Source organism: Kutzneria sp. 744 (genome assembly GCF_000568255.1).
Classification (GTDB): domain Bacteria; phylum Actinomycetota; class Actinomycetes; order Mycobacteriales; family Pseudonocardiaceae; genus Kutzneria.
Map to the genome: position 1 here is coordinate 3043243 of NZ_KK037166.1, position 19116 is coordinate 3062358.

Below are 19116 nucleotides of genomic sequence, written 5' to 3' on the forward strand. Positions count from 1 at the left end.
GCAAAAGTTCTCCGTCACGGTCTGGCCGTCGCCGACCGCGACCCCGTCGACAGAGGCGGCCTGGTAGCCGAACTTGCTGGCCGTGGCGCTGTAGACGCCGGCCGGCACGTCCAACGTGAAGTGCCCGGCGGAGTCGCTGTTGGCCGACAGGTCACCGACCTTGACCTGCGCCCCGGGTAGGGCCTTGCCGGTGCTGTCGGTGACCGTTCCCGTGACGGAACCTGTTGCGCCGGCAGTGAAGGCGGCGATGCCGTTGGGTGAGCCGAGGCCGGTCGGGCCGTCGTAGCCGGCGCCGCCCTGGCACAGGTAGGCCGGCGTGCACTGGCCGTTGGCACCGCCCGAGACGTCGTTCAACGCCCGGGAATCCTTGTACGGGAAGGTGTTCGGGTACGAGCCTTCACGTGGCGCGCCGGCGAGGGCGTACACGCCGGCGATGATCGGAGAGGACACGCTGGTGCCGCCCATGACCACCCAGCCGCCCTGCACGTACACCGCGACCGGCGTGTTCAGGTCGGCCACCGCGGAGACGTCGGCGACGGTTCGGTTGGCACAGCCGGAATCCTGTTGGAAGGCCGGCTTCGCCTCGTACGCCGAGCAGCCGCTGCCGGCGCGGTTCCACGCCGACTCGGTCCAGCCGCGGGTGCTGCCGTCACGCTGCAACGAGGTGCCGCCGACCGCCGTGACATGCGGCGATGAGGCCGGGAACTCCACGCCGTAGCCGTAGTCGCCGGAGCTGACCGTCATCACGACGCCCGGGTGGTCGTAGTAGGCGCTGTCGATCTCCAGCTCCGACGGGTCCTCGTCGGCGCCGTAGCTGTTGGAGACGAACTTCGCGCCCAGGGCCACGGCCTGGTTGACCGCCGCGCCCATGTTCGGCACCTGCGGGTCGTCGGCCTCGATCAGGATGATGTGGCACTTGGGGCAGACCGCGGACACCATGTCCAGGTCCAGGGCTTCCTCGTGCTGCCAGGACGAGTTCGGGGCCGGGTAGTCCGTGCCGCCGCGCTGGTCGACGCGCCGGAAGCAGCCGTTGGCCGTGGTGCAGGCCGGCAGTCCGTACTGCTGGCGGTAGATCGCCAGCTCCTCTTCGGCGTTCGGGTAGTCGTAGGCGTCGACGATGGCCACGGTCTGGCCGTCGCCGGCCGTCCCCGATGGCAGGTTGTAAGCGCTTCCCAGGTCGCTCGGGCCGTAGCCGGCCGGGGCCGCGTTCGCGTGCACTCCCGCCGCGCCCTTGACATCGGTGCGCTGGAGGGCGAAGCAGGTGACCTCACCCGGTCTCGGCTTCTGCGGACAGACGTGCTCGGCGGCGTGCGGCGACGGCGGGGCCGGCGCCGCGGCCGCCGCGGCGACCGGCGTCAACGCGGCCGCAACGGCTGTCGCCACCACCGCGAGCAGCGTTCGTAGTGCGGGCAACTGTGTGTCCTTTCGCTGGCGTGGCGGCCAACGATCGGATCTTCGCACTCTGCCCTTGCGGAAAACCGGACAGGATGCGGACGGCTTCTCGCAATTTTTTGATACTTGACAGAAAAAGCCGCCGAACGGGCTAGGCCCGATGCGGGGAAGGACGCCTTACCCGCGGTCAACGAGGGTAAGGCGTCCTTCCCTGCATGAAGGCGGCTCAGGCGCGGTGGTGCCGGAGCACACGGTCGACCAGCGCCGGGGCGTCGCCGATGTAGTGGGCCGGGTCCAACAGGTCGTCCAGCGGCAGCTCGATCTCGATGCGACCGGCCAGGGCTTCCCGCAGGGACTTGCCGGTGGCGGCGGCCTCGCGGGCGGCCTCGGCCAGCACCTTCTTCGCGGCGGCCTTGCCCAACACCGGCGCGAGAGCCACGTTGAGCCGCTCGCTGACGATGGCGCCGTTGGAAAGGGCCAGGTTGGCGGCCATCCGCGACGGAAAGACCTCCAGCCCCTCCACCAACTCGGCGGCGGTGCAGGCCGCGCCGCCCACCAGCCGCAAGGCCTCGCGAAGGGTCTGCCACTCGGCATGCCACGCCCCGCCGGGCCGCTCGTCCTCGGCGACCATGCTGGCCGCCAGCACGGAGACGTAAGCGGGAACCTGACGGGCGGCGGTGACGATCAGCGTGGCCAACACGGGATTGCGCTTCTGGGGCATGGCGGACGAACCGCCACGGCCGTCGGCGGCGGGCTCGGCCACCTCGCCGATCTCGGTGCGGGACAGGACCTGCACGTCGATGCCGATCTTTCCCAGGGCCCCGGCGGCGAACTGCAGGGCGTTGCCCACATCGAGAACAGGAGTGCGCACGGTGTGCCAGGGAGCGACCGGCTCGGCGAGACCGAGCTCCTCGGCGAAGGGGGCGATCAGCGCGACACCACCCGAAACACCGGCCAGCCGGCCGTACTCCACATATGCGGCAAGGGTTCCGGCGGCGCCGGCGAGCTCGGCCGGCAGCACCAGGGCTTCGAGGCGTTCGATGGCGTCCAGCACGAGCGAGAGCCAGCCGGCGGCCTTGAGCCCGAACGTGGTGGGCACGGCGTGCTGGGTGAGGGTCCGGCCGGCCATCAAGGTCTCGCGGTGCTGCGAGGCGAGCCGGGCCAGGGCCTCGGCGCAGCGGCGGAGGTCGGCCAGAACCAGGGACCGAACCCGCTGCACGACAAGCATCGTGGCACTGTCGAGGATGTCCTGGCTGGTGGAGCCCCGATGCACGTACTCGGCCACGTCGGCGGGCACGAGCTTCATCAACGCCGGCACGAAGGCGACAACGGGGTTGGCCGCGCCGCGAGAGGCGACCGCCAACGCGACGACGTCGAGCTGATCAGCGGAGACGGCGGAGATGGCCTTGGCGGCGCTGTCGGGCACGATCCCGAGCCGGGCCTGGGCCCGGGCCAGGGCGGCCTCGACGTCGACCATGGCCCGCAGCCACGCCTCGTCGTCGGTCTCCCCGGCCACGGGCGTGCCGGCCCAGGTCGGGGCCAGCAAACCGGAGTCGGTACCGGTCACGCCAGCCTCCCCACGTCCGCCGCCGACAGGCTGCCTACTGACAGCCTGGTTCGCACGGACAGCGCGGCCCGCGCGATGGCGTCGGAGTCCTCCAGCGTCACCGAGCCGACGCCGGGGCGGATACCGGCGGCAGTCACCCAGTGAACGTACTCGGTGGGCACGCCGTAGGCGAACCGAGCGGGATGCGGCCGGTCGGTGGCGTCGATCACGTGGTACGGCCGGGCGGTGACGGCGACACCGCCGCTCTCGAACGACTCGGAACCCTCGTCGGGGATGTGGAACGGCCGGCACTGGCCGGTGGCCTTCAGGTAGCGCAGCAGTGGATTGGCGCTGCGGTTGAGGTCCACGTCGGGAATGCGGGCCTCGATCAGAGTCGTGACGGCGATCGGCGGCGCGGGCACGGAAGTGGCGTCCACCATGAACATCTCGTCGAGGGAGACCCGAACGCCGGGCCCGAGCACGCGCAGCACGCCGGCCTCCAGCAGCGCGGTCATCTCCTCGATCCGGCGCAGTGGCGGCCCGATGGACAGGAAGGCGTTGAACGGCGTGTACCAGCGGGCCAGCTCGTCACGATAGGAGCCGCCGGTGATGCCGCCGTGGTCCACGACCATGCGGATCTCGTTGCGCAGGTCCCGAAGCGTGTCCAGTGCGGCCTTCAGCGGGCTGGACACGTTGCCGCGCATGGCTTCCCGCGCGTCGGAGCGCAGATAGCCGAGCAGCCACCGCTGGTAGTCGGCCTGGTCGCCGAACGCCTTCTCCCCGTAGGGCTTGGCGATCCGCTCCCAGTTCCACCGTTCCCCTTCGGCCACGCCGAATCGGGCCAGCAACGCGGAGTCGTCCCCGTCGGCGGCGAGAAGTTCACTGTAGAGCCGGGAGAACTCGGCGACCCGGTCTGCGTGCAGGCGGTCGGCCAGCAGCGTCGCGTAGTAGACGGCGCGGGCCTCCTTGTCGATCAGCGGCCACACGTCGCGCATGAAGCGGACCCGACCCGACCGACGTAACCGCTCGATCACCGGCGGGGTGAGGAAAACCGGCGTGTGCCGGCCGACCGGGCCCTTCTGGTTCTCGCCACGGGCGTGGTGCGGCACGCCACGACGCGAGCCGGCGTACATCGCCGGCTCCAGGCCGGACGGGTGGTAGACCAGCCCGTCGGAGGTGCGCTCGTAGCGGCCGCCCCGACCGCTGGTGAACAGCGCCAGGTAGTCGAAGAAGTTCAGGCCCAGGCCGCGCAGCGCGACCTTCTCCCCCGGCTCGATCCGGGACAGGTCGAGGTCGGCGGGATTGCTGGGCGGAATGTAGGTGAGCCCCCGCTCGGCGGCGAAGTCCCGCAGCCGGGTCTCCTCGGCCGTGAGCACGACGGGGCCGTGCCCCAGTGCGAGCACGACGGCATCGGCGTCCACAGTGGACCCGTTCTTGAGCCGCACGGTCTGCCGGCCGTCGGGCTGGTCGTCGACGGCGACAGCGGTGCCGCGATGCACGGTCACGGCCACGTCGCCGGCCCGCGCGAGCAGCCGCGTGAACACCCATTCCAGGTAGTAGCCGTACAAAGCGCGGCTCGGGTACGTGTCCGGCCCCAGCCTCGCGGCCTCCTCCCGCACCGGCGCGGGATAGTCCGCGTCGGCGACGGACCGGGCCCACTCGTACAGGCTCGGCCCCGGCACGACCGGGCCATCCAGTTCCACACTCTCGTCCGTGTACAGGCTGACCTGGGACGCGACGGTGTTCATCAGCAACGTGCCGGACTGGCTGATCCGCCACACACTGCCCGCCCCGGGCGGGAACGGGTCGATCAGGTGCACCTCGACGGGCATTCCCGGCGCGCGGTTGGCGATGATCCGCTCCAGCACGGACGTGCCGCGCGGACCGGCGCCGATGACGCAGATCCTCACCGCGCGACCTCCGACAGGACCTGGCAGATGCCGTCTTCCCAGGTCGGCACGGTCGGACGCCAGCCGAGCTCGCGACGGGCCTTGGCGTTGGAGGCGCCGCGCTGGCGGGTCTGCTGGTAGGCCCCGTACCAGCCGAGCAGCCGCTCCCCCAGGTCCACGGGGATGCGCTTGGGTTCCGGCGCGCCGAGCAGGTCGGCGTAGCCGGGCAGCCAGGAGCGGGCCGGGGCGGGGGCGTCGTCGACGATGTTGAACACGCCGGTGGCGGGGTGCCCGACCGCCAGCACGGTGGCCAGGGCGGCGTCCCGGACGGTGACGAACGAGGTCAGCCCGGCACCGTCGCCGACCAGCGGCAACCGGCCCAGGTGCACGGCCTGGCCGATGGCCCCGGACGCGTCGTAGAGGGTGTACTGGCCGTACAAACTGCCGTACCGCAACACGATCGGCGCGAGGTCCGCGGCGTCGAGCACGGTTCGTTCCAACGCCGCCACGGCCTGCACGGTCAACGCCCAGGTGGCGTCCGGGGCCTCGACGTACAGCGGCGCGTCCTCGGCCAGCACCGGACCACCAGACGGAGCCGTGGCGAAGGCGATGCTCTGCGCCACGATCCGCCGCGCGCCGGCGGCACGGGCCGCGTCGACCAGGTTGGCCGTGCCGACGCGGCGCACGTGCGCGGTCCGTTCGAAGACCTCCCAGCGGGTGTCGCCGCTGACCGGCCGCAACGCGGTCACCTGGTGCACCACGACCTCCGGCCGCGCGGCGGCGACGGCCGCCACCAGCCCGGGCCCGTCCAACAGGTCGCCGGTGACCACGGCGTCCGCGTCCAGGTCCTGGACGGGACCGCGCACCAGCGCGGTCACGTGGTGGCCTGCCTTCCGCAGCAACGGAAGCAGCTCCCGCCCGAGCACCCCGGTCGCACCGGCCAGCAACACCCGCATGATCAGCCTCTCCCTCCGACCCGCATCAGCAGGCGGCACGCGGGATCCCCGTGCCGCAGGCAGCCGGTCGCCCTGTTCTCCGTCAGCGTCACCCCGAGCCCGTCCGACCAGCCGGCGTGGATCTCGGTGCAGGGGCACCGGTATCCGTCCAGCGAGCCGGCCATCCGGACCATGACCACGGCGAAGTTCTGCCGCATGGTCAGCTCCAGCAGCTCGTCGTCGAGCGCCGTCACGCCGCCGTCCCGCAGCTCGTTCGGGAACATGATGTCGGCGCAGCGCTCGTACAGCTTGGCCAGCGTCGCCGAGTCGGCGTCGGCCACGGGCTCACCGTGCGCCCTCGCGACCTGTTTTCCCACGCGGGTGGCCACAAAACGCATGGCCTCGGCGTTGATCTCGTTGGCGACGTCCTGGCCGAAGCGGCTGGCGACCCCCTGGTACCAGCGGGCGTCGTGCAGCCACCACAGCCGGTACACCTCCATCGGAGCCCCCACGTCACTTCCCCTCGGCGCGCGCGACCAGCTCCTTGGCCCGTTCGCGCATCACCCGCTTGAGCACCTTACCGGTCACGCCGACGGTCACATCGGTGTAGTCCATCCGCAGGGCCCGCGTGACCGGCGGAAATCCGTGCTGCGACAACACCTCGTTGACCCACACGGTCAGATCCTCGGCCGGGTCCTGCGCCCCCGCGAACTGCAACAACACGTACGCGTCGCCGATGCCGTCGCCGTCCCAGTCGGCCTGCACGCCGTCCTCGACGATCGCGGTGACGGTGCAGTCCACCAGCTCCGGGCGGTTGGCCAGCAACAACTCCTCGGTGCGGGTGCTGAACACGATGCCGTCGCGGGTGCGGATGGCGTCGGGAACCCGGTCCAGGTGGTAGAAGTTGCCCTCCTTGTCCTGGTACGACAGGTCGCCGGTGAGCCAGTAGCCGCCCAGCCGCAGCCGGTGCCAGGTGATGGAGTCGTTCCAGTATCCGGGAGTCAGCGTCGGGGACTTCACGCCGAGCCGCCCGACCTCGCCGGCCGGCAGCGGGCGGCCGTCCTCGGACAGCACGGCGGCCTGGGCGAAGCTCATCGGCTTGCCGATGCAGCGGCCGAAGGAGGCGCTGCCGGGCTTGTGCCCGTTGTGGAAGATGGAGTATCCCGTCTCGGACGAGCCGAGGCCGTCGGTGAACACCGAGCCCGGCACCCGGTGCGGCTTGAAGTCGTCGCCGATCTCCTCGTGGCTGCCCAGGCCGACCAGCACCCGGATGTGCGCCTCGTGGGCGGCGTCGCCGGTGTTGTAGTACGCCTCGATGCTGGAGGTGTCCCATTGGGACAGATCGGCCGTCGCCATCTGCGCGTAGGTGCCGGAGAAGCCGAACACCGTGGTGGGCTTGAACTTCTGCACGGCGTCGAGCACGTCCTCGCCGCGCTGGCTGGACAGCATCATCACCGGCGAGCCCAGCAGCAGGCCGAACATCATCACCGACATGGCGGCGTTGTGGTTGCCCGGCAGGGCCACCAGCAGCCGGCCCATGGAGCCGCCGACCGAGAGCTTGAGCCGGTGCAGCTGGGCGTAGAGCAGGGTCTCGTGGGTGTGCGGCACGGCCTTGGGCATGCCGGTGGTGCCGGAGGAGTGCGAGATGATGATCGGGTCGGTCTTGTCGTGCCGGTACGGCCAGCCCGTCGCCGGCAGCTGGTCGCGGTGCTCCGGCCGCACGTCGGAGGCCGTGATGACGAAGCCCAGTTCCCCGCTCTGGGCCAGGGTTTCGTACCGCTCGGCGTCGGTGACGGCCCCGGACGCGCCCTGCCGGCGGATGTACTCGCGGGCGATCTCCGGGCGCAGCTTGGCATTGGCGAAGGACGGGATCGCGCCCAGCGAGTTGATCGCCATGAAGTTGATGGCGAACTCGGTGCTGGACGCCGTCAGCACGCCGACCACGTCCCGCGGCTTGATACCGAGGCCGGCGTAGAAACCGGCGTAGGTCTCCACGGCCTCGTACAGCTGGCCGAAGGTCAGCACCTCGGGCCGGCTGCCGTCGGGGGCCAGCCAGGTGCCGTCGGTCCACAGCACCGGCTCGTCGGGCGACCGCCCGTACTCCTTGATGCGGTGCAGCACATTGCCGGCGCCGAGCTCGGTGTCCGCGTTGATCCGGGCGCGCTCTTCTTTGGAAATCACTGCGGGTCCCTCTCCAACAGGAGCGCTGTCGCGCCGTCGGTGGTCGGTGGGGTGCGCCCGAGCAGCCGGTACGCGGCGGCGGTGCGCTCGTCGGCGGCCAGCTCCACGGTGAGCAGCAGCACGGCGTCCAGCTCGGGGTCGGCCAGCAGCAGCTCGGCGGTGTCCCGCGGATCATCGTCCACTGTGGACATGCTGAGCAGTGGCCCGGTGAGGTCGAACTCGCGGCTGAGGTAGCCCAGCACGGCGTTGGCGGTGGCCTGCATGAACAGGATGGCGTTGTGCACCTGCCCGTCGACCAGCAGCCGGCTGGCCAGGCCGGTGGTGGTGGCGTCGCCGATCAGGCTGCACACCACCACGGCCAACCGGGAGCCGTCGAACTCCCGGCCGGTCAGCACTTCCACCGCCGCGCGGTACACGAGCGGGTTGAAGTTGGACTCGATGAAACCGGGCACCGGCTCCAGCGCCCCGGTCAGCTCCGCGCCGGCTACGGTGATCACGGCTGCTCCAACAGGATCGCGGTGTTCATGCCGCCGAACGCGGCGTTCAGGGACAGGACCCGGTGCAGCGCAAGCCGTCGCGGTCCCTCAGTCACGTAGTCGAGGTCGCAGGCCGGATCCGGGGTGGTGTATCCGGCCGTGGGCGGCACCGCGCCGTCGAGCAGGGCCAGCAGCGACACCACGAACTCCACCGCGCCGGAGGCCTCCAGCATGTGCCCGGTGGTGCTCTTCGTCGAGCTGATCGGGGTGTTGGTCCCCAGCGCCGCCCGCAGGCCGTTGGTCTCCGCGCCGTCGTTGGCCGGGGTCCCCGTGCCGTGCGCGTTGACGTAGTCCACACCGGACACTCCGGCCCGGCGAAAGGCCTGCGAGACGGCGGAAGCGATGCCCCGGCCCTCAGGGTGCGGCTTGGCGATGTGGAAGGCGTCGGAGGCGACGCCGAAGCCGGTCATCCGGGCCAGCACCTGAGCGCCACGGGCAAGCGCGTGCTCCTCGGACTCCAACACGATCGCCGCCACGCCGTCGCCCAGCAGCAAACCGGTGCGGTCCAAGGAGAACGGCCGGATGACGCCGTCCTTGGACAGGGTGCGGCCGGAGTCGAACTTGGCCATGTTCTCCTCCTCGACCAGGTACGCCCCCGCGCACAGCGCCACGTCCTGCCGGCCGGCGGTGATCAACCGCCAGCCGTGGATCAGCGCCGAGGCCGAGGCCACGCAGGCGTTGGTGAACGCCAGCCGTGGCCCGCGAAAGCCCACCCGGTCGGCCACCGCGCCGGCCAGCACGCCGGGAACGCCGGCACCGGGCGAAAAATCCAGCCCGCGGGAGTACCGGGTCACCGACTTCCAGTCGCCGGCCGAGCCGAGCAGCGTCGCCCCGGCCGTGCCCGGCGGCAGGCCGGCCATGTCCACGGCGTCGTCGGCGCAGCCGCCGAGCACGTCGACCAGATCGGGGTCGCCGGCCGCGGCGGCGGTCATCGGCGTCCGGAACGGCGTCGGGTCGAAGCGGTTGGCCGGAGCGAACACCTGGGTGCCGGTGAACACCCCGTCCCGCAACGCCTTCTCGCCCCAGCCGAACGCCGTGAACACGCCGTACCCCGTGACGACGACCCCGCCGGTCATGCCCGTACCCGGTTCAGGTACGCCGTGATCCGACTGATCGACGTGAACTCGTCCAGCTCGGAGTCCTCCGGGTCGGCGTCGACGCCGAAGCGGGCCTTCACCTGGTGCAGCAGCCACACCAGGGCCATCGAGTCGATCACCAGCTCGGCGTCGGCCGGCAGGTCGGCCGGCAGGTCCGGGAAGATCCGCCGGTCGGCCAGCAGCTCACGGACCTCCTGCTCGGTCACTGGCCCACCTCGCTAACGCTCGGCGGGTCCGCGACCCAGGTCCCTGTGCTCATTGGCGCCCTCGCAAGCTCGGTCACTGCGCCGGCTCCTGTTGGGTCGCCTTGCGTCGCACGATGTCGGCGGCCAGCTGGCCCAGGGTCATGGCGCCGATGGCCTCGATGTCGGTGTCCGGGATCTTCACCTCGAACTCCCGCTCCAGCCGCAGCGTCAGCTCGACCAGGCTCAGCGACTCCAGGTCGATGCCGTTGGTGCCGATGGGGCTGTCGTCGGTGACGGTCTCCCGGTTGATGGGCACGTTCATCTCGACGGCGAGCGTGCTCAGCACGAACTCCCGCACCCGCTCGTCGTCCACTGTGGACGCAGTCATGTCGGTGGTTCCTCTCAGGCAGATAGGGCGGATCCGGAGACCAGCGCGGCCGCGCGCAGCGCGCTGCGGTCGCGGATGAGCTTCCCGTTGGGGGTGCGGGGCAGCGTGGGCAGCACCCGGACCAGTTTCGGCACCTTGTAGTCGGCCAGCTGGGACGCACACCAGCGGACGAGGTCCTCGGCCGCCAGGTCGGTGTCCTGTGTGGACACATAGGCCTCGATGACGTCGCCGTGCACCAGCACCGCCTCGGCCACCGAGCCGTGCCGGGTCAGCACGTCCTCGATCTCGGTCAGGTCGACCTTGAGACCGCCGATGACCACCAGCGAGTCGCCGCGGCCGAGCAGCCGGACCGTGCCGTCCACGGTCAGCTCGGCCCGGTCCCGGGTCCGCAGCCAGCCGTCGACGTAGCGGTCCTGACCGTCGGCCGTGAGGTACGGCGTCGCCGGCAGCCGCACCTCGATCTCGCCGTCCTGGATGCGCAGCAGGATGCCCGGGGTGGCCGGGCCGACCGACGGCCGCAGCCGCCCGCTGACGTCCATCGCGATCACGCCGGTCTCGGTGGTGCCGTAGGACTCGCCGACGCGCACCCCGTACACCTCGTGGAACCGGTCGGCGACGGCCGGCGGCATCAGCTCGCCGCCGGACACCGCGCACCGCAACGACGGCAGCAGCGGTGGATTGTCAGCGGTGGCAAGGAGTTCGTAGTGGAACGGCACCCCGAACACCGCGCTGACCTCGTGATCGGCGGCGGCCCGCAGGATGTCGCTCGCGGCGACCTTGGCCGCGAACACCACGCCCACGCCGGCGAACAGCGAGTGCAGCAGCCCGGCGATCAGGCCGAAGCTGTGCGCCGTGGAGCTGAGCAGCAGCACCCGCTCCCCCAGCGCCGGCATGCCGGGTGAGCTGGTTGAACCGCCGGATCTCGGCGGCGATCGAGGCCTCGGGCCGCCCGACCACCTTGGGCCGGCCGGTCGAACCCGACTGAACTGATCAACCGGTGATCGCTGCTGCGGGCAGGCGTCGAACGCTTCTCGGTGACGAGCTCGTGCCGCGAGCGGAAGCTCAGCCGGGGCAGCCGGCCGCGCCGGCCCGGACCACGTGCTGCGGCCGGCACAGCGCCCGCAGCTGCTCGACCTCGGCCGGCTTGAGGCGGTGGTCGACCACCATCACCTGCGCGCCGAGCTGCCACAGCGCCAGGAGCACCTCGATCTGGGTGAAACTGGGCGGCACCTGGAGGGCGACGGTGCTGCCCTCGCGGACGCCGGCCGAGGCGAACAGCGCCGCCTCCAGCTTCACCGCCTCACGCAGTTCCCCGTGCGTCACAACGTGATCCGCGATCAGGTAGGGCAGGTCGTCGTGGTGTTGGGCCAACAGGTCGGAGACGAGCCGCATGGGTCAGCTCTCCTTGCAGAACTCGCCGATCGGGATGCCGACGTGTCGCTTGTCGGTGGCGATGTAGCCCAGGAGCTCGTCGCCCTGCTGCAACTCCGTGACGTTGCGGACCTTCGGGCCCGGGCCGAGCACCCGCACGTGCCAGTCGTCCTGCACGGTCAGGCTCACCTCCACGCCGTCCTGCGAGTGCGCGGTGATCTGCAGCAGCGGGCGGGACTCCAGCTTCGAGCGGCCCACCACCACGCGGCGGGTCTTGCCCTCGGTGTTCACGGCCAGCACCGTGCTGCCGGAACGCAGCTCCGACAGGTAGTTCGTGCGGTTGTCCGGGCCGAGCACGTACGAGTGCAGCGCGCCGGCGTTCACGCGGAACGGCCGGGTCGGCATGTACGGCAGCGGGTGCGTCTCGCTGACACACAGGACGAAGCCGGACGAGTAGGAGCCGACCAGGATGCCCTCGTCCTGCTCGAAGTGCGAGCAGGTGTCCACGCAGACCCGGTCGCCGAGGCCGACGTGGTCGATGCGCTCGACCGTCAGCGTGGACAACTGGAGGTCGTTGCTGCCGGCCTCCAGCAGCCGGGACAGCTGGAACACCTCGTTGGCGTCGCGGGGCGCGAGCAGCAGGCCGTCCGAGCCGTGCTCCAGGACGTCCAGCACGATGGTGGCTTCCTCGATGTCGCCGACCACGCAGACCAGCTTGCCGTCGTGGCGGTCGGCCGCCGCGATGACGATCTCCAGCGGGATCTTCGTCGGGTCGGTGAAGCTGACGATCGTCCACGGCAGCCGGGCCGCGGCCGTGCAGGCCAGCTGGAGCGTGCGGTCGTCGCTCACCTCGACGAAGACCACCCCGGCGTGCCCGGCGGAGATCAGCCGATCCAGCTGGTCGCCGTCGTTGACGATCGTCGTGACCAGGTCGCCGCCGGAGTCCGGTCCCAGCACCACCTTCTGCAGCGTCGGCGGCAGCGTGGCCAGCAGCGCCGGGTCGTCCGAGACGACGCCCACGATGCGGGTGTGCACGGCGGCCGCGACCACGGCCTCCAGCTGCGGCTGGGGCACGGTGCGCAGGTCGATCCAAGCGAATTTCACTTGAACTCCAATCGATGGGAGCCCGGCAGTTCACGGCCGGGAGGAGCTGAAACCGACTTGCTAGGGTGATCATCGTGAAGCGCACGGCGCCGGTTCGGTTGCTGCCGACGCCCGAGCAGGCGGTGGCGCTGCGGTCGACACTGCACGCCTGCAACGTCGCCGGGTCGTGGCTGTCGCGGCAGATGCACGCCAACCACGTGTTCGGCAAGCACGAGGCGCAGAAACGCTGGTACAGCGAGATCAAGGCTCGGTTCGGGCTGTCGGCGCAACCCGCGATCAGGGTCATCGGCAAGACCGCCGATGCCTACGCCACGCTGCGGGCGAACCTGCGGGCCGGCAACTATGGGCCGCCGGGATCGGAGCGTCGCCGCGCGGTCGAGGCAGCCCCGATCGTGTTCCGCGCCGAGGCGGCGCAGCCGTTCGACGCTCGCTGCCTGTCCTGGCAACTGGATGAGCGGGGCCGTGGGGGCACCGTGTCGATCTGGACCACAACCGGCAGGCTCAAAGGACTGCCGCTGGTGGGTGGTGACGCGCAGGTGGCGTTGCTGCGGACGCGGCCGATCGGCGAGAGCGACCTGGTTCACCGCGACGGGGTGTGGTTGTTGCACGCCGTCGTCGACATCGCCGAGATGCCTCTGCGCGAGCCGGTGAATGGGTTCCTCGGAGTTGACCTGGGCATCGTCAACGTCGCCACCACCTCTGACGGTGATCGGATGAGCGGGTCGCGTCTGAACCGCTACCGCAAGCGTCAACTGCAGCAGCGGAAGCGCTTGCAGGCCAAGAAGACCTCCTCCGCGCGGCGGCTGCTGAAGAAACGCCGACGCAAGGAGGCCCGGTTCGCCACCGACGTCAACCACCAGGTCAGCAAGAACATCGTGGCCGAGGCTGAACGCACCGGACGCGGGATCGCCGTCGAGGAGTTGACGGGAATCCGCGCGCGGGTACGGCTTCGCAAGCCCCAACGGGCCACGCTGCACAGCTGGGCATTCGCCCAGCTCGGACAGTTCCTGAGCTACAAAGCCCAGCGGGCCGGTGTGGTTGTGGTGCAGGTCGATCCGGCCTACACCTCGCAGACCTGTCACGTCTGCGGGCACGTCGACAAACGCAACCGCCGCAGTCAGGCGGTGTTCCATTGCGGCCGGTGTGACTTCGTTGGGCACGCCGACCACAACGCGGCGCTCAACATCGCGACACGCGGTGTGCAGCGCTGGGGCGAAGTCAAGCGTCCACACGCAGCGCCCATCCTGGCAGCCAGCCAGGACGGCAGCAGCAAGCCTACGAACCGCCGCCAGCGGCGGCCGGCAAACTCGTCCCCCCAGGGACGAGCTCATGACGCGGTCTCCAAGAGTCGGGCGGCGGCCTGGGCGGGGTGCAGCACGGCGGCGAGCTTGTTCATCAGCGAGCGGGGCGTCGGCGAGGTGAAGATCCGCCGCCCGACGGCGAGTCCGGCGCAGCCGGCGTCCAGCGCGGCGCGGGCGTAGCCGACGAGGGCGGAGCCGTCCGGGTCGGCGTCGGCGGCCGGGCCGCCGGCCACGAGCACCGGGATCGGGCAGCTCGCGGTCACCTCGGCCATCCGGTCGCACGGCAGGGCCATCGAGGTCTTGACGAGGTCCGCGCCGAGGTCGGCGGCGATGTTGACCACGTGGGAGAGCACGGTGGGGTCGAATGAGTTGGCCATGCGGGCGCCTCGGGCGTAGGCCATCGCGATCAGCGGCACGTTCCACTCCTGGCACTGGCTGGCCACCGCGCCCAGGTCGGCCAGCTGCCTGGCCTCGGTGTCGGAGCCGACGTTGACGTGCACGCTGACCGCGTCGGCGCCCAGCCGCAGCGCGTCCTCCACGTCCCCGACGAGCACTTTGGCGTGCTGGTCGGCGGCGTGCGAGGTGCCGGCCGACAGGTGCACGACCAGGGCGCAGTCCTCCAGCAGCGACACGTCGATGGCCCGCATCCGTCCCTTGTGGACGATGATGGCATCGGCCCCGCCGAGCACGACGGAGTGGATCAGCTCGTCCCAGTCCTGCATGGGCACCACCGGTCCGTCCGACACGCTGTGGTCCAGCGGCACGAACAGATGCCGGCCGTCCCCGGCGCGCGACAGGCGCCGGGTGCGAAACGCCTTCCCGGGATCGGCCACGGTGCGCACCTCCTGTTCAAACTGCTTCGGCGATCCATTGAATGATTGGGGCTCAATCAAAGGCGGGACAACTAACACATCGCGATAACTTCGCAGTTATGTCCTTGCAGAGATTGTTCCGATGACCGCGCATGCAAACTCTGATGAGACTTTGAAGCGGGTCTGCTATGTGCGGCGCCAAGTTTGGTCAAGTGTCAATGAGACGAACGTCCACGCAGGCAGACGGCCTATGGTTGACCGTGCGGCACCTCGCTAGCATGACTGTCCGCGGGGCGGTGACGGCCGTGTCGACGAATATTCTTCACATGATCGGAGTCGATCGTGGCAATTTCCGTGCACGTTGCGGTGGCATACCACGGCGGTGCAGGACACACGGCGAGATTTGCGGGCGCCGTGCACGCCGGAGCGTCATCGGTGAGCGGCTGTGAATCGACGCTGGTCAGCGTGGACCCGATCGACGAGGCCGGCTGGGCCGCGCTGGACGGCGCCCAGGCCATCGTGTTCGGCGCACCCACCTACATGGGCTCCGCCTCGACCGCGTTCCACCGCTTCGCCGAGAGCACCTCGATGCGCTTCATGCGGCAGACGTGGCGGGACAAGCTGGCCGCGGGCTTCACCAACTCCGGCGACAAGGCCGGCGACAAGGCCTCGACGCTGGGCTACTTCCAGACGTTGGCCGCCCAACACAGCATGACCTGGGTCAACCTGGCGCTGAAGTCGGGGTGGAACACCGCCCGCGGCACCGAGAACGACCTCAACCGGCTGGGCTTCCACGAGGGGGCGGCGGCGCAGTCGCTGCTGGGCAGCCGCCCCGACGACGTGAACGCGGCCGACCTGGCCACCGCCGAGCACCTCGGCCGGCGGGTCGCCGAGCACGCCCTGATCTTCGCCGCCGGTCGCGCGGCGCTGGCCCCCGTGTCGTGACTGTCACCAACGATCCCGTTGCGCGGCCCCGGATCTGGGCGGCCGTGCTGGGCGTCGCCGTGCTCGCGCAGACGGTGGCGGCGATGGACAACTCGGTGCTCAACCTGGCCGCGAAGACGCTGGCCGACCCGGTGGCCGGGCTTGACGCCAGCACCGGCGAGCTGGCCTGGACGATCAGCGCCTACACCGTCGTCTACGCGGCGGCGATGTTCGCCGGCGGCGCGCTGGCCGACCGGTTCGGGCCGCGATGGGCGCTGTGCACCGGTCTCGCCGTGTTCATGGTCACGTCCACGCTGGCGGCGTTTTCGGTGACACCGCTGGAACTTGTGCTCTGCCGAGGCGGCATGGGCGTCGGTGCGGCCCTGATCACACCGGCCACGCTGTCGATCGCCTTGCGGGCCTCGGAGCCGGCGCAGCGGCCGAAGGCGGTGGCGATCTGGGCCTCGGCCGCCGCGGTCGGCATCGCCATCGGGCCGGTCGTCGGCGGGCTGCTGCTGAGCAGGCTGTGGTGGGGCTCGGTGTTCCTGCTCAACCTGCCCGTGTCCCTGATCTGCCTGGTGGGCATCGGGTTGTGGGTGCCGCGGCTGCACGTGGAGCAGCGGCGGCCGTTGGACTGGCCGGGGCTCGTGCTGTCCTTCGGCGGCCTGCTGGGCGTGGTCTACGGCGTGATCCAGATCGGCGGCGACATCGGCTGGAACTCGCCGTCCGTGCTGGTGCCGCTGGTCGTCGGGCTAGCGCTGCTAGCGGTGTTCGCCGTGCAGCAGAGTCGTTCCCGTGCACCGAGTTTCGACGTTCGACTGTTCCTGCGGCGGCGGTTCGCCGGCGGCGGGCTGGTGCTGACCGTGGCCTTCTTCGGCATCACCGGGCAGCTGTTCTACGCCTCGTTCTATCTCCAGGACGTGCTGGGGCTGAGCCCGCTCGGCGCGGGGCTGGCCATTGCGCCCACCGCAATCGGCATCCTCGCCGGCAACCTGTGGGCGCCGGCGCTGGTGCGGCGCTTCTCCGTGCGGAAGGTCGCGTCGGTCGGCATGGTCGTCACCACCGCGACGCTGGCGTCCTATCTGGTGTTCGACGCGTCCACACCGGTTGCCGTGTTCGGGCTGATGATGCTGGTGCAGGGCTTTTCGATGGGCACGGTGGTGGTGCCGGCCACCACCGCGGCCATGGACGATCTGCCGTCCGACCGCAGCGGCGCCGGCTCGGCCGTGACGTCCGGGCTGCGGCAGCTCGGCGGCACGCTCGGCATCGCCGTGGGCAGCACGATTCTGAGCGCGTGGTACCGGTCGGGCCTGCGCCCGGCGTTGTCCGGGCTGCCGGACGATCTCGCACGACAGGCCGTCGGCTCGGTGCAGGCGGCGCTGTCCGTCGCCCGCACGGCCGGCCGGCCCGAACTGGTGGAGGCCGCCACCTCCGCGTATCTGCACGCGATGCGGATCACCGCCGGCGTGAGCGCCGTGCTGTGCCTGAGCGGGCTGGTCCTGATCGCCGCGTGCCTGGGTGGCAAGTCCGACTGAGGGGAACTTCGATGCAGGTCGAGTTGCGACATCTCCAGGTGATCCAGTCGGTCGCGGACGCCGGCAGCATCAGCCGGGCCGCCGCCCAGCTGAGGATCGCCCAGTCCGGCCTGACCGCGCAGGTGCAGCGGATCGAACAGGAGCTCGGCGGGGCCCTGTTCCGGCGCACGCCCAGCGGCGTCGCGCTCACCGAACTCGGCCAGCACGTGGTGGCCCGGGCCCGTGACGTGCTGGCGCAGTTCGACGATCTGGTGGAGAGCACCCGCGTGCTGGCCGTTCGGGACGAGCCGCCGGCGGCGATCCGGGTCTGCGGGCCGCTGGGTCCGATCACCCCGATGCTGGCCGGCGCCATCCAGGAGCTGCTGCCCGACCGTGAGCAGGTCACCCAGCTCACGCACACCACGGAGACGCTGAACGAGGTGCTGCACTCGTCCGACTTCGACATCGCGGTCTACGGGCAGCAGCCGTCCGTGCCGGTCCAGCTGCCGGACGGCCTGCACACCCGCAACCTGGTCAACGAGACCGCCTACATCGGGCTGTCGGCGTCACACCGGCTGGCCGACCGGATGGCGATCCGGCTGGCCGACCTGGCCGACGAGGACTGGGTGCTGCCCAACGAGAAGCTGTCCGGGCTGACCACCTCGCTGCGGCTGGCCTGCGAGGAAGCCGGTTTCACGCCGCGCTGCCGGCACCGCGGGGCGGACATGGCCACCGCGGCCATGATGGTCCGATGTGGACACGCCATCGCCGCGTTCTACCCGTCGGCCGTGACCGTGCCGGGCATGGTGCTGCGGCCGCTGGTGGGAAACCCGTTGCAGCGCACCATGCAGCTGGTGTGGCGACCGAACTCGCCGCTGGCCGGGCTGGCCGATCTGGTGCACGCCAAGGTGGTCAAGCGCTACCAGACCCTGGTGCACGACCATCCCGTGTACGCCGCGTGGTGGGAGTCGACGGTCAGCCCGTGAAGCGGCCGTCGAAGAGGATCTTGGCGACCTGGTTGTCGGTGGCCTGGCCCTCGTCGTAGCCGCCCTGGCCCTGCAGGCTGTTCATGACCGCCAACGTGTAGCGGGCGTCGGGGCCGATGAAGCCGACGGTGTTCATCACCCAACCGCCCTGCTCCAACGACCAGCCGTCCTTGTTGCCGGGCTGCCCCGCCGGCCCGGCCGCCCACACGCCCCACTGCTGGTCGGGCGCGACCGCGCGCAGCTGGCCCACGATGTAGTCGCGCAGGTCGGCCGGCAGCTTGGTCAGCACGTAGTTGATCAGCGCGTCGAGGTCGTCCGGCGTGCACTTCTGGAAGCCCCAGTAGGGGTAGAAGTTGCTGAAGCCCTTCTGCGGCTGGATCGACGCCATGCCGTAGCCGGGAAAGGCGTTGTTGAAGGCCATGTGGTCGGCGCCGGCGTACTTGAACCACAGCGAGTCCGCGGCCTTGTCGTCCGAGCTGTTGAGCATGCGCTGGATCAGGTTGCGGTCGTCGGCGGTCAGCGAGATCTGGCCGGCCCGGTCCCGCAGGAACAGGTTGACCGTCATCGCCAGCTTGATCGTCGACGCGGTCCAGACCAGGGCGCCAGCCTTGTCGTTGCGCCACACCTGGCCGGTCTGCCGGTCCCGCAGCACGATGCCGGTCGCGCCCGGGCGCGTGCCCACGTACTCCTGGGCCTTCTGGATGCGTTGGCGCAGGTCGCAGTCGAAGTCCGTGCCGGGCGCCGGGCAGGTCGGCGTGGCGCTGGTCGTCGTGGTGGTGGTCGCGGTCGTCGCCTTGGTCGAGTCCTTGACGTCCTGCATGCTGGCGGTGATCGGCGGCAGCGCGGACTCCGGCACGCCGGCCCCGCCGCATCCGGCGAGGACGAGGGCAGCCAACAGGAGCGCGCACCCGCGCAGAGCCGTTCGGATCACCACCGCAGGCTATAGGGCGGCGGG

General features: G+C 70.7%; 18 protein-coding genes and 1 pseudogene. 4 read left to right on the forward strand and 15 right to left on the reverse strand.

The window, feature by feature from the left end; genetic code table 11:
* From KUTG_RS13510 to KUTG_RS13565, 13 genes are all read right to left on the reverse strand, one after another.
* The coding region (locus KUTG_RS13510) for a carboxypeptidase regulatory-like domain-containing protein (protein WP_157495553.1) at positions 1-1413 on the reverse strand (1413 nt) is incomplete at its 3' end.
* Between the two features lie 205 nt (positions 1414-1618).
* Positions 1619-2959: a 3-carboxy-cis,cis-muconate cycloisomerase gene (gene pcaB, locus KUTG_RS13515; protein WP_043717161.1), complete on the reverse strand. Its 1341-nt coding sequence runs from the start codon at positions 2957-2959 to the stop codon at positions 1619-1621.
* A complete protein-coding gene (locus KUTG_RS13520; RefSeq protein ID WP_063753518.1) occupies positions 2956-4848 on the reverse strand; it encodes an FAD/NAD(P)-binding protein in 1893 nt (630 codons plus the stop codon). The genes pcaB and KUTG_RS13520 overlap by 4 nt, the downstream gene beginning before the upstream one ends.
* On the reverse strand, positions 4845-5783 hold the full coding sequence (locus tag KUTG_RS13525) for an NAD-dependent epimerase/dehydratase family protein (protein WP_043717162.1): 939 nt from the start codon (positions 5781-5783) through the stop codon (positions 4845-4847). Before KUTG_RS13525 ends, KUTG_RS13520 begins: the two co-directional genes overlap by 4 nt.
* Before the next feature lie 2 nt (positions 5784-5785).
* A complete protein-coding gene (locus tag KUTG_RS13530; protein ID WP_043717164.1) occupies positions 5786-6274 on the reverse strand; it encodes a hypothetical protein in 489 nt (162 codons plus the stop codon).
* Position 6275: 1 nt separating this feature from the next.
* Entirely contained in the window at positions 6276-7943 is a 1668-nt protein-coding gene (locus tag KUTG_RS13535; protein WP_043717165.1) for a class I adenylate-forming enzyme family protein, read from the reverse strand.
* Positions 7940-8440, reverse strand: coding sequence for a hypothetical protein (locus KUTG_RS13540; protein WP_052394437.1), 501 nt, complete (start codon positions 8438-8440; stop codon positions 7940-7942). Before KUTG_RS13540 ends, KUTG_RS13535 begins: the two co-directional genes overlap by 4 nt.
* Positions 8437-9555 (reverse strand): beta-ketoacyl-[acyl-carrier-protein] synthase family protein, encoded by a 1119-nt coding sequence (locus KUTG_RS13545; RefSeq protein ID WP_043717166.1) that lies wholly within the window; start codon positions 9553-9555, stop codon positions 8437-8439. Before KUTG_RS13545 ends, KUTG_RS13540 begins: the two co-directional genes overlap by 4 nt.
* Positions 9552-9782, reverse strand: a complete 231-nt coding sequence (locus KUTG_RS13550) for a phosphopantetheine-binding protein (RefSeq protein WP_052394443.1) — start codon at positions 9780-9782, stop codon at positions 9552-9554. The genes KUTG_RS13545 and KUTG_RS13550 overlap by 4 nt, the downstream gene beginning before the upstream one ends.
* 73 nt (positions 9783-9855) lie before the next feature.
* On the reverse strand, positions 9856-10149 hold the full coding sequence (locus KUTG_RS13555; protein WP_043717169.1) for an acyl carrier protein: 294 nt from the start codon (positions 10147-10149) through the stop codon (positions 9856-9858).
* Between the two features lie 14 nt (positions 10150-10163).
* Complete coding sequence (locus tag KUTG_RS61180) at positions 10164-11042, reverse strand: class I adenylate-forming enzyme family protein (RefSeq protein ID WP_198047148.1); 879 nt, start codon at positions 11040-11042, stop codon at positions 10164-10166.
* Positions 11043-11211: 169 nt separating this feature from the next.
* Positions 11212-11541: an AMP-binding protein gene (locus KUTG_RS61185; protein WP_198047149.1), complete on the reverse strand. Its 330-nt coding sequence runs from the start codon at positions 11539-11541 to the stop codon at positions 11212-11214.
* Between the two features lie 3 nt (positions 11542-11544).
* Positions 11545-12624 (reverse strand): 3-dehydroquinate synthase II family protein, encoded by a 1080-nt coding sequence (locus KUTG_RS13565; protein ID WP_043717171.1) that lies wholly within the window; start codon positions 12622-12624, stop codon positions 11545-11547.
* A gap of 74 nt (positions 12625-12698) precedes the next feature.
* On the opposite strand from KUTG_RS13565, the pseudogene KUTG_RS63495 reads away from it, so the two are divergent.
* Positions 12699-13808, forward strand: a pseudogene (locus tag KUTG_RS63495) (RNA-guided endonuclease InsQ/TnpB family protein); the annotation flags it as partial.
* A 143-nt stretch (positions 13809-13951) separates the two neighbouring features.
* On the opposite strand, the gene KUTG_RS13575 reads toward KUTG_RS63495, so the two are convergent.
* Positions 13952-14758 carry a 2-amino-3,7-dideoxy-D-threo-hept-6-ulosonate synthase gene (locus KUTG_RS13575; RefSeq protein ID WP_052396580.1) on the reverse strand — a complete coding sequence of 269 codons (807 nt, stop codon included), beginning with the start codon at positions 14756-14758 and terminating at the stop codon, positions 13952-13954.
* A 444-nt stretch (positions 14759-15202) separates the two neighbouring features.
* Between KUTG_RS13575 and KUTG_RS13580 the strand changes: the two genes are divergently transcribed.
* Genes KUTG_RS13580 through KUTG_RS13590 form a run of 3 tightly spaced genes read left to right on the forward strand, consistent with a single transcriptional unit; the run spans position 15203 to position 18161 of the window.
* Positions 15203-15682 (forward strand): flavodoxin family protein, encoded by a 480-nt coding sequence (locus KUTG_RS13580; protein ID WP_232240787.1) that lies wholly within the window; start codon positions 15203-15205, stop codon positions 15680-15682.
* Complete coding sequence (locus KUTG_RS13585; protein WP_052394445.1) at positions 15679-17196, forward strand: MFS transporter; 1518 nt, start codon at positions 15679-15681, stop codon at positions 17194-17196. Before KUTG_RS13580 ends, KUTG_RS13585 begins: the two co-directional genes overlap by 4 nt.
* Positions 17197-17207: 11 nt before the next feature.
* Complete coding sequence (locus tag KUTG_RS13590) at positions 17208-18161, forward strand: LysR family transcriptional regulator (RefSeq protein ID WP_043717174.1); 954 nt, start codon at positions 17208-17210, stop codon at positions 18159-18161.
* Here the strand turns inward: KUTG_RS13590 and KUTG_RS13595 are convergent.
* A complete protein-coding gene (locus KUTG_RS13595) occupies positions 18151-19092 on the reverse strand; it encodes a class A beta-lactamase-related serine hydrolase (protein ID WP_232240788.1) in 942 nt (313 codons plus the stop codon). The two genes, KUTG_RS13590 and KUTG_RS13595, sit on opposite strands and share 11 nt — an antisense overlap.
* Between the last annotated feature and the right edge of the window lie 24 nt (positions 19093-19116).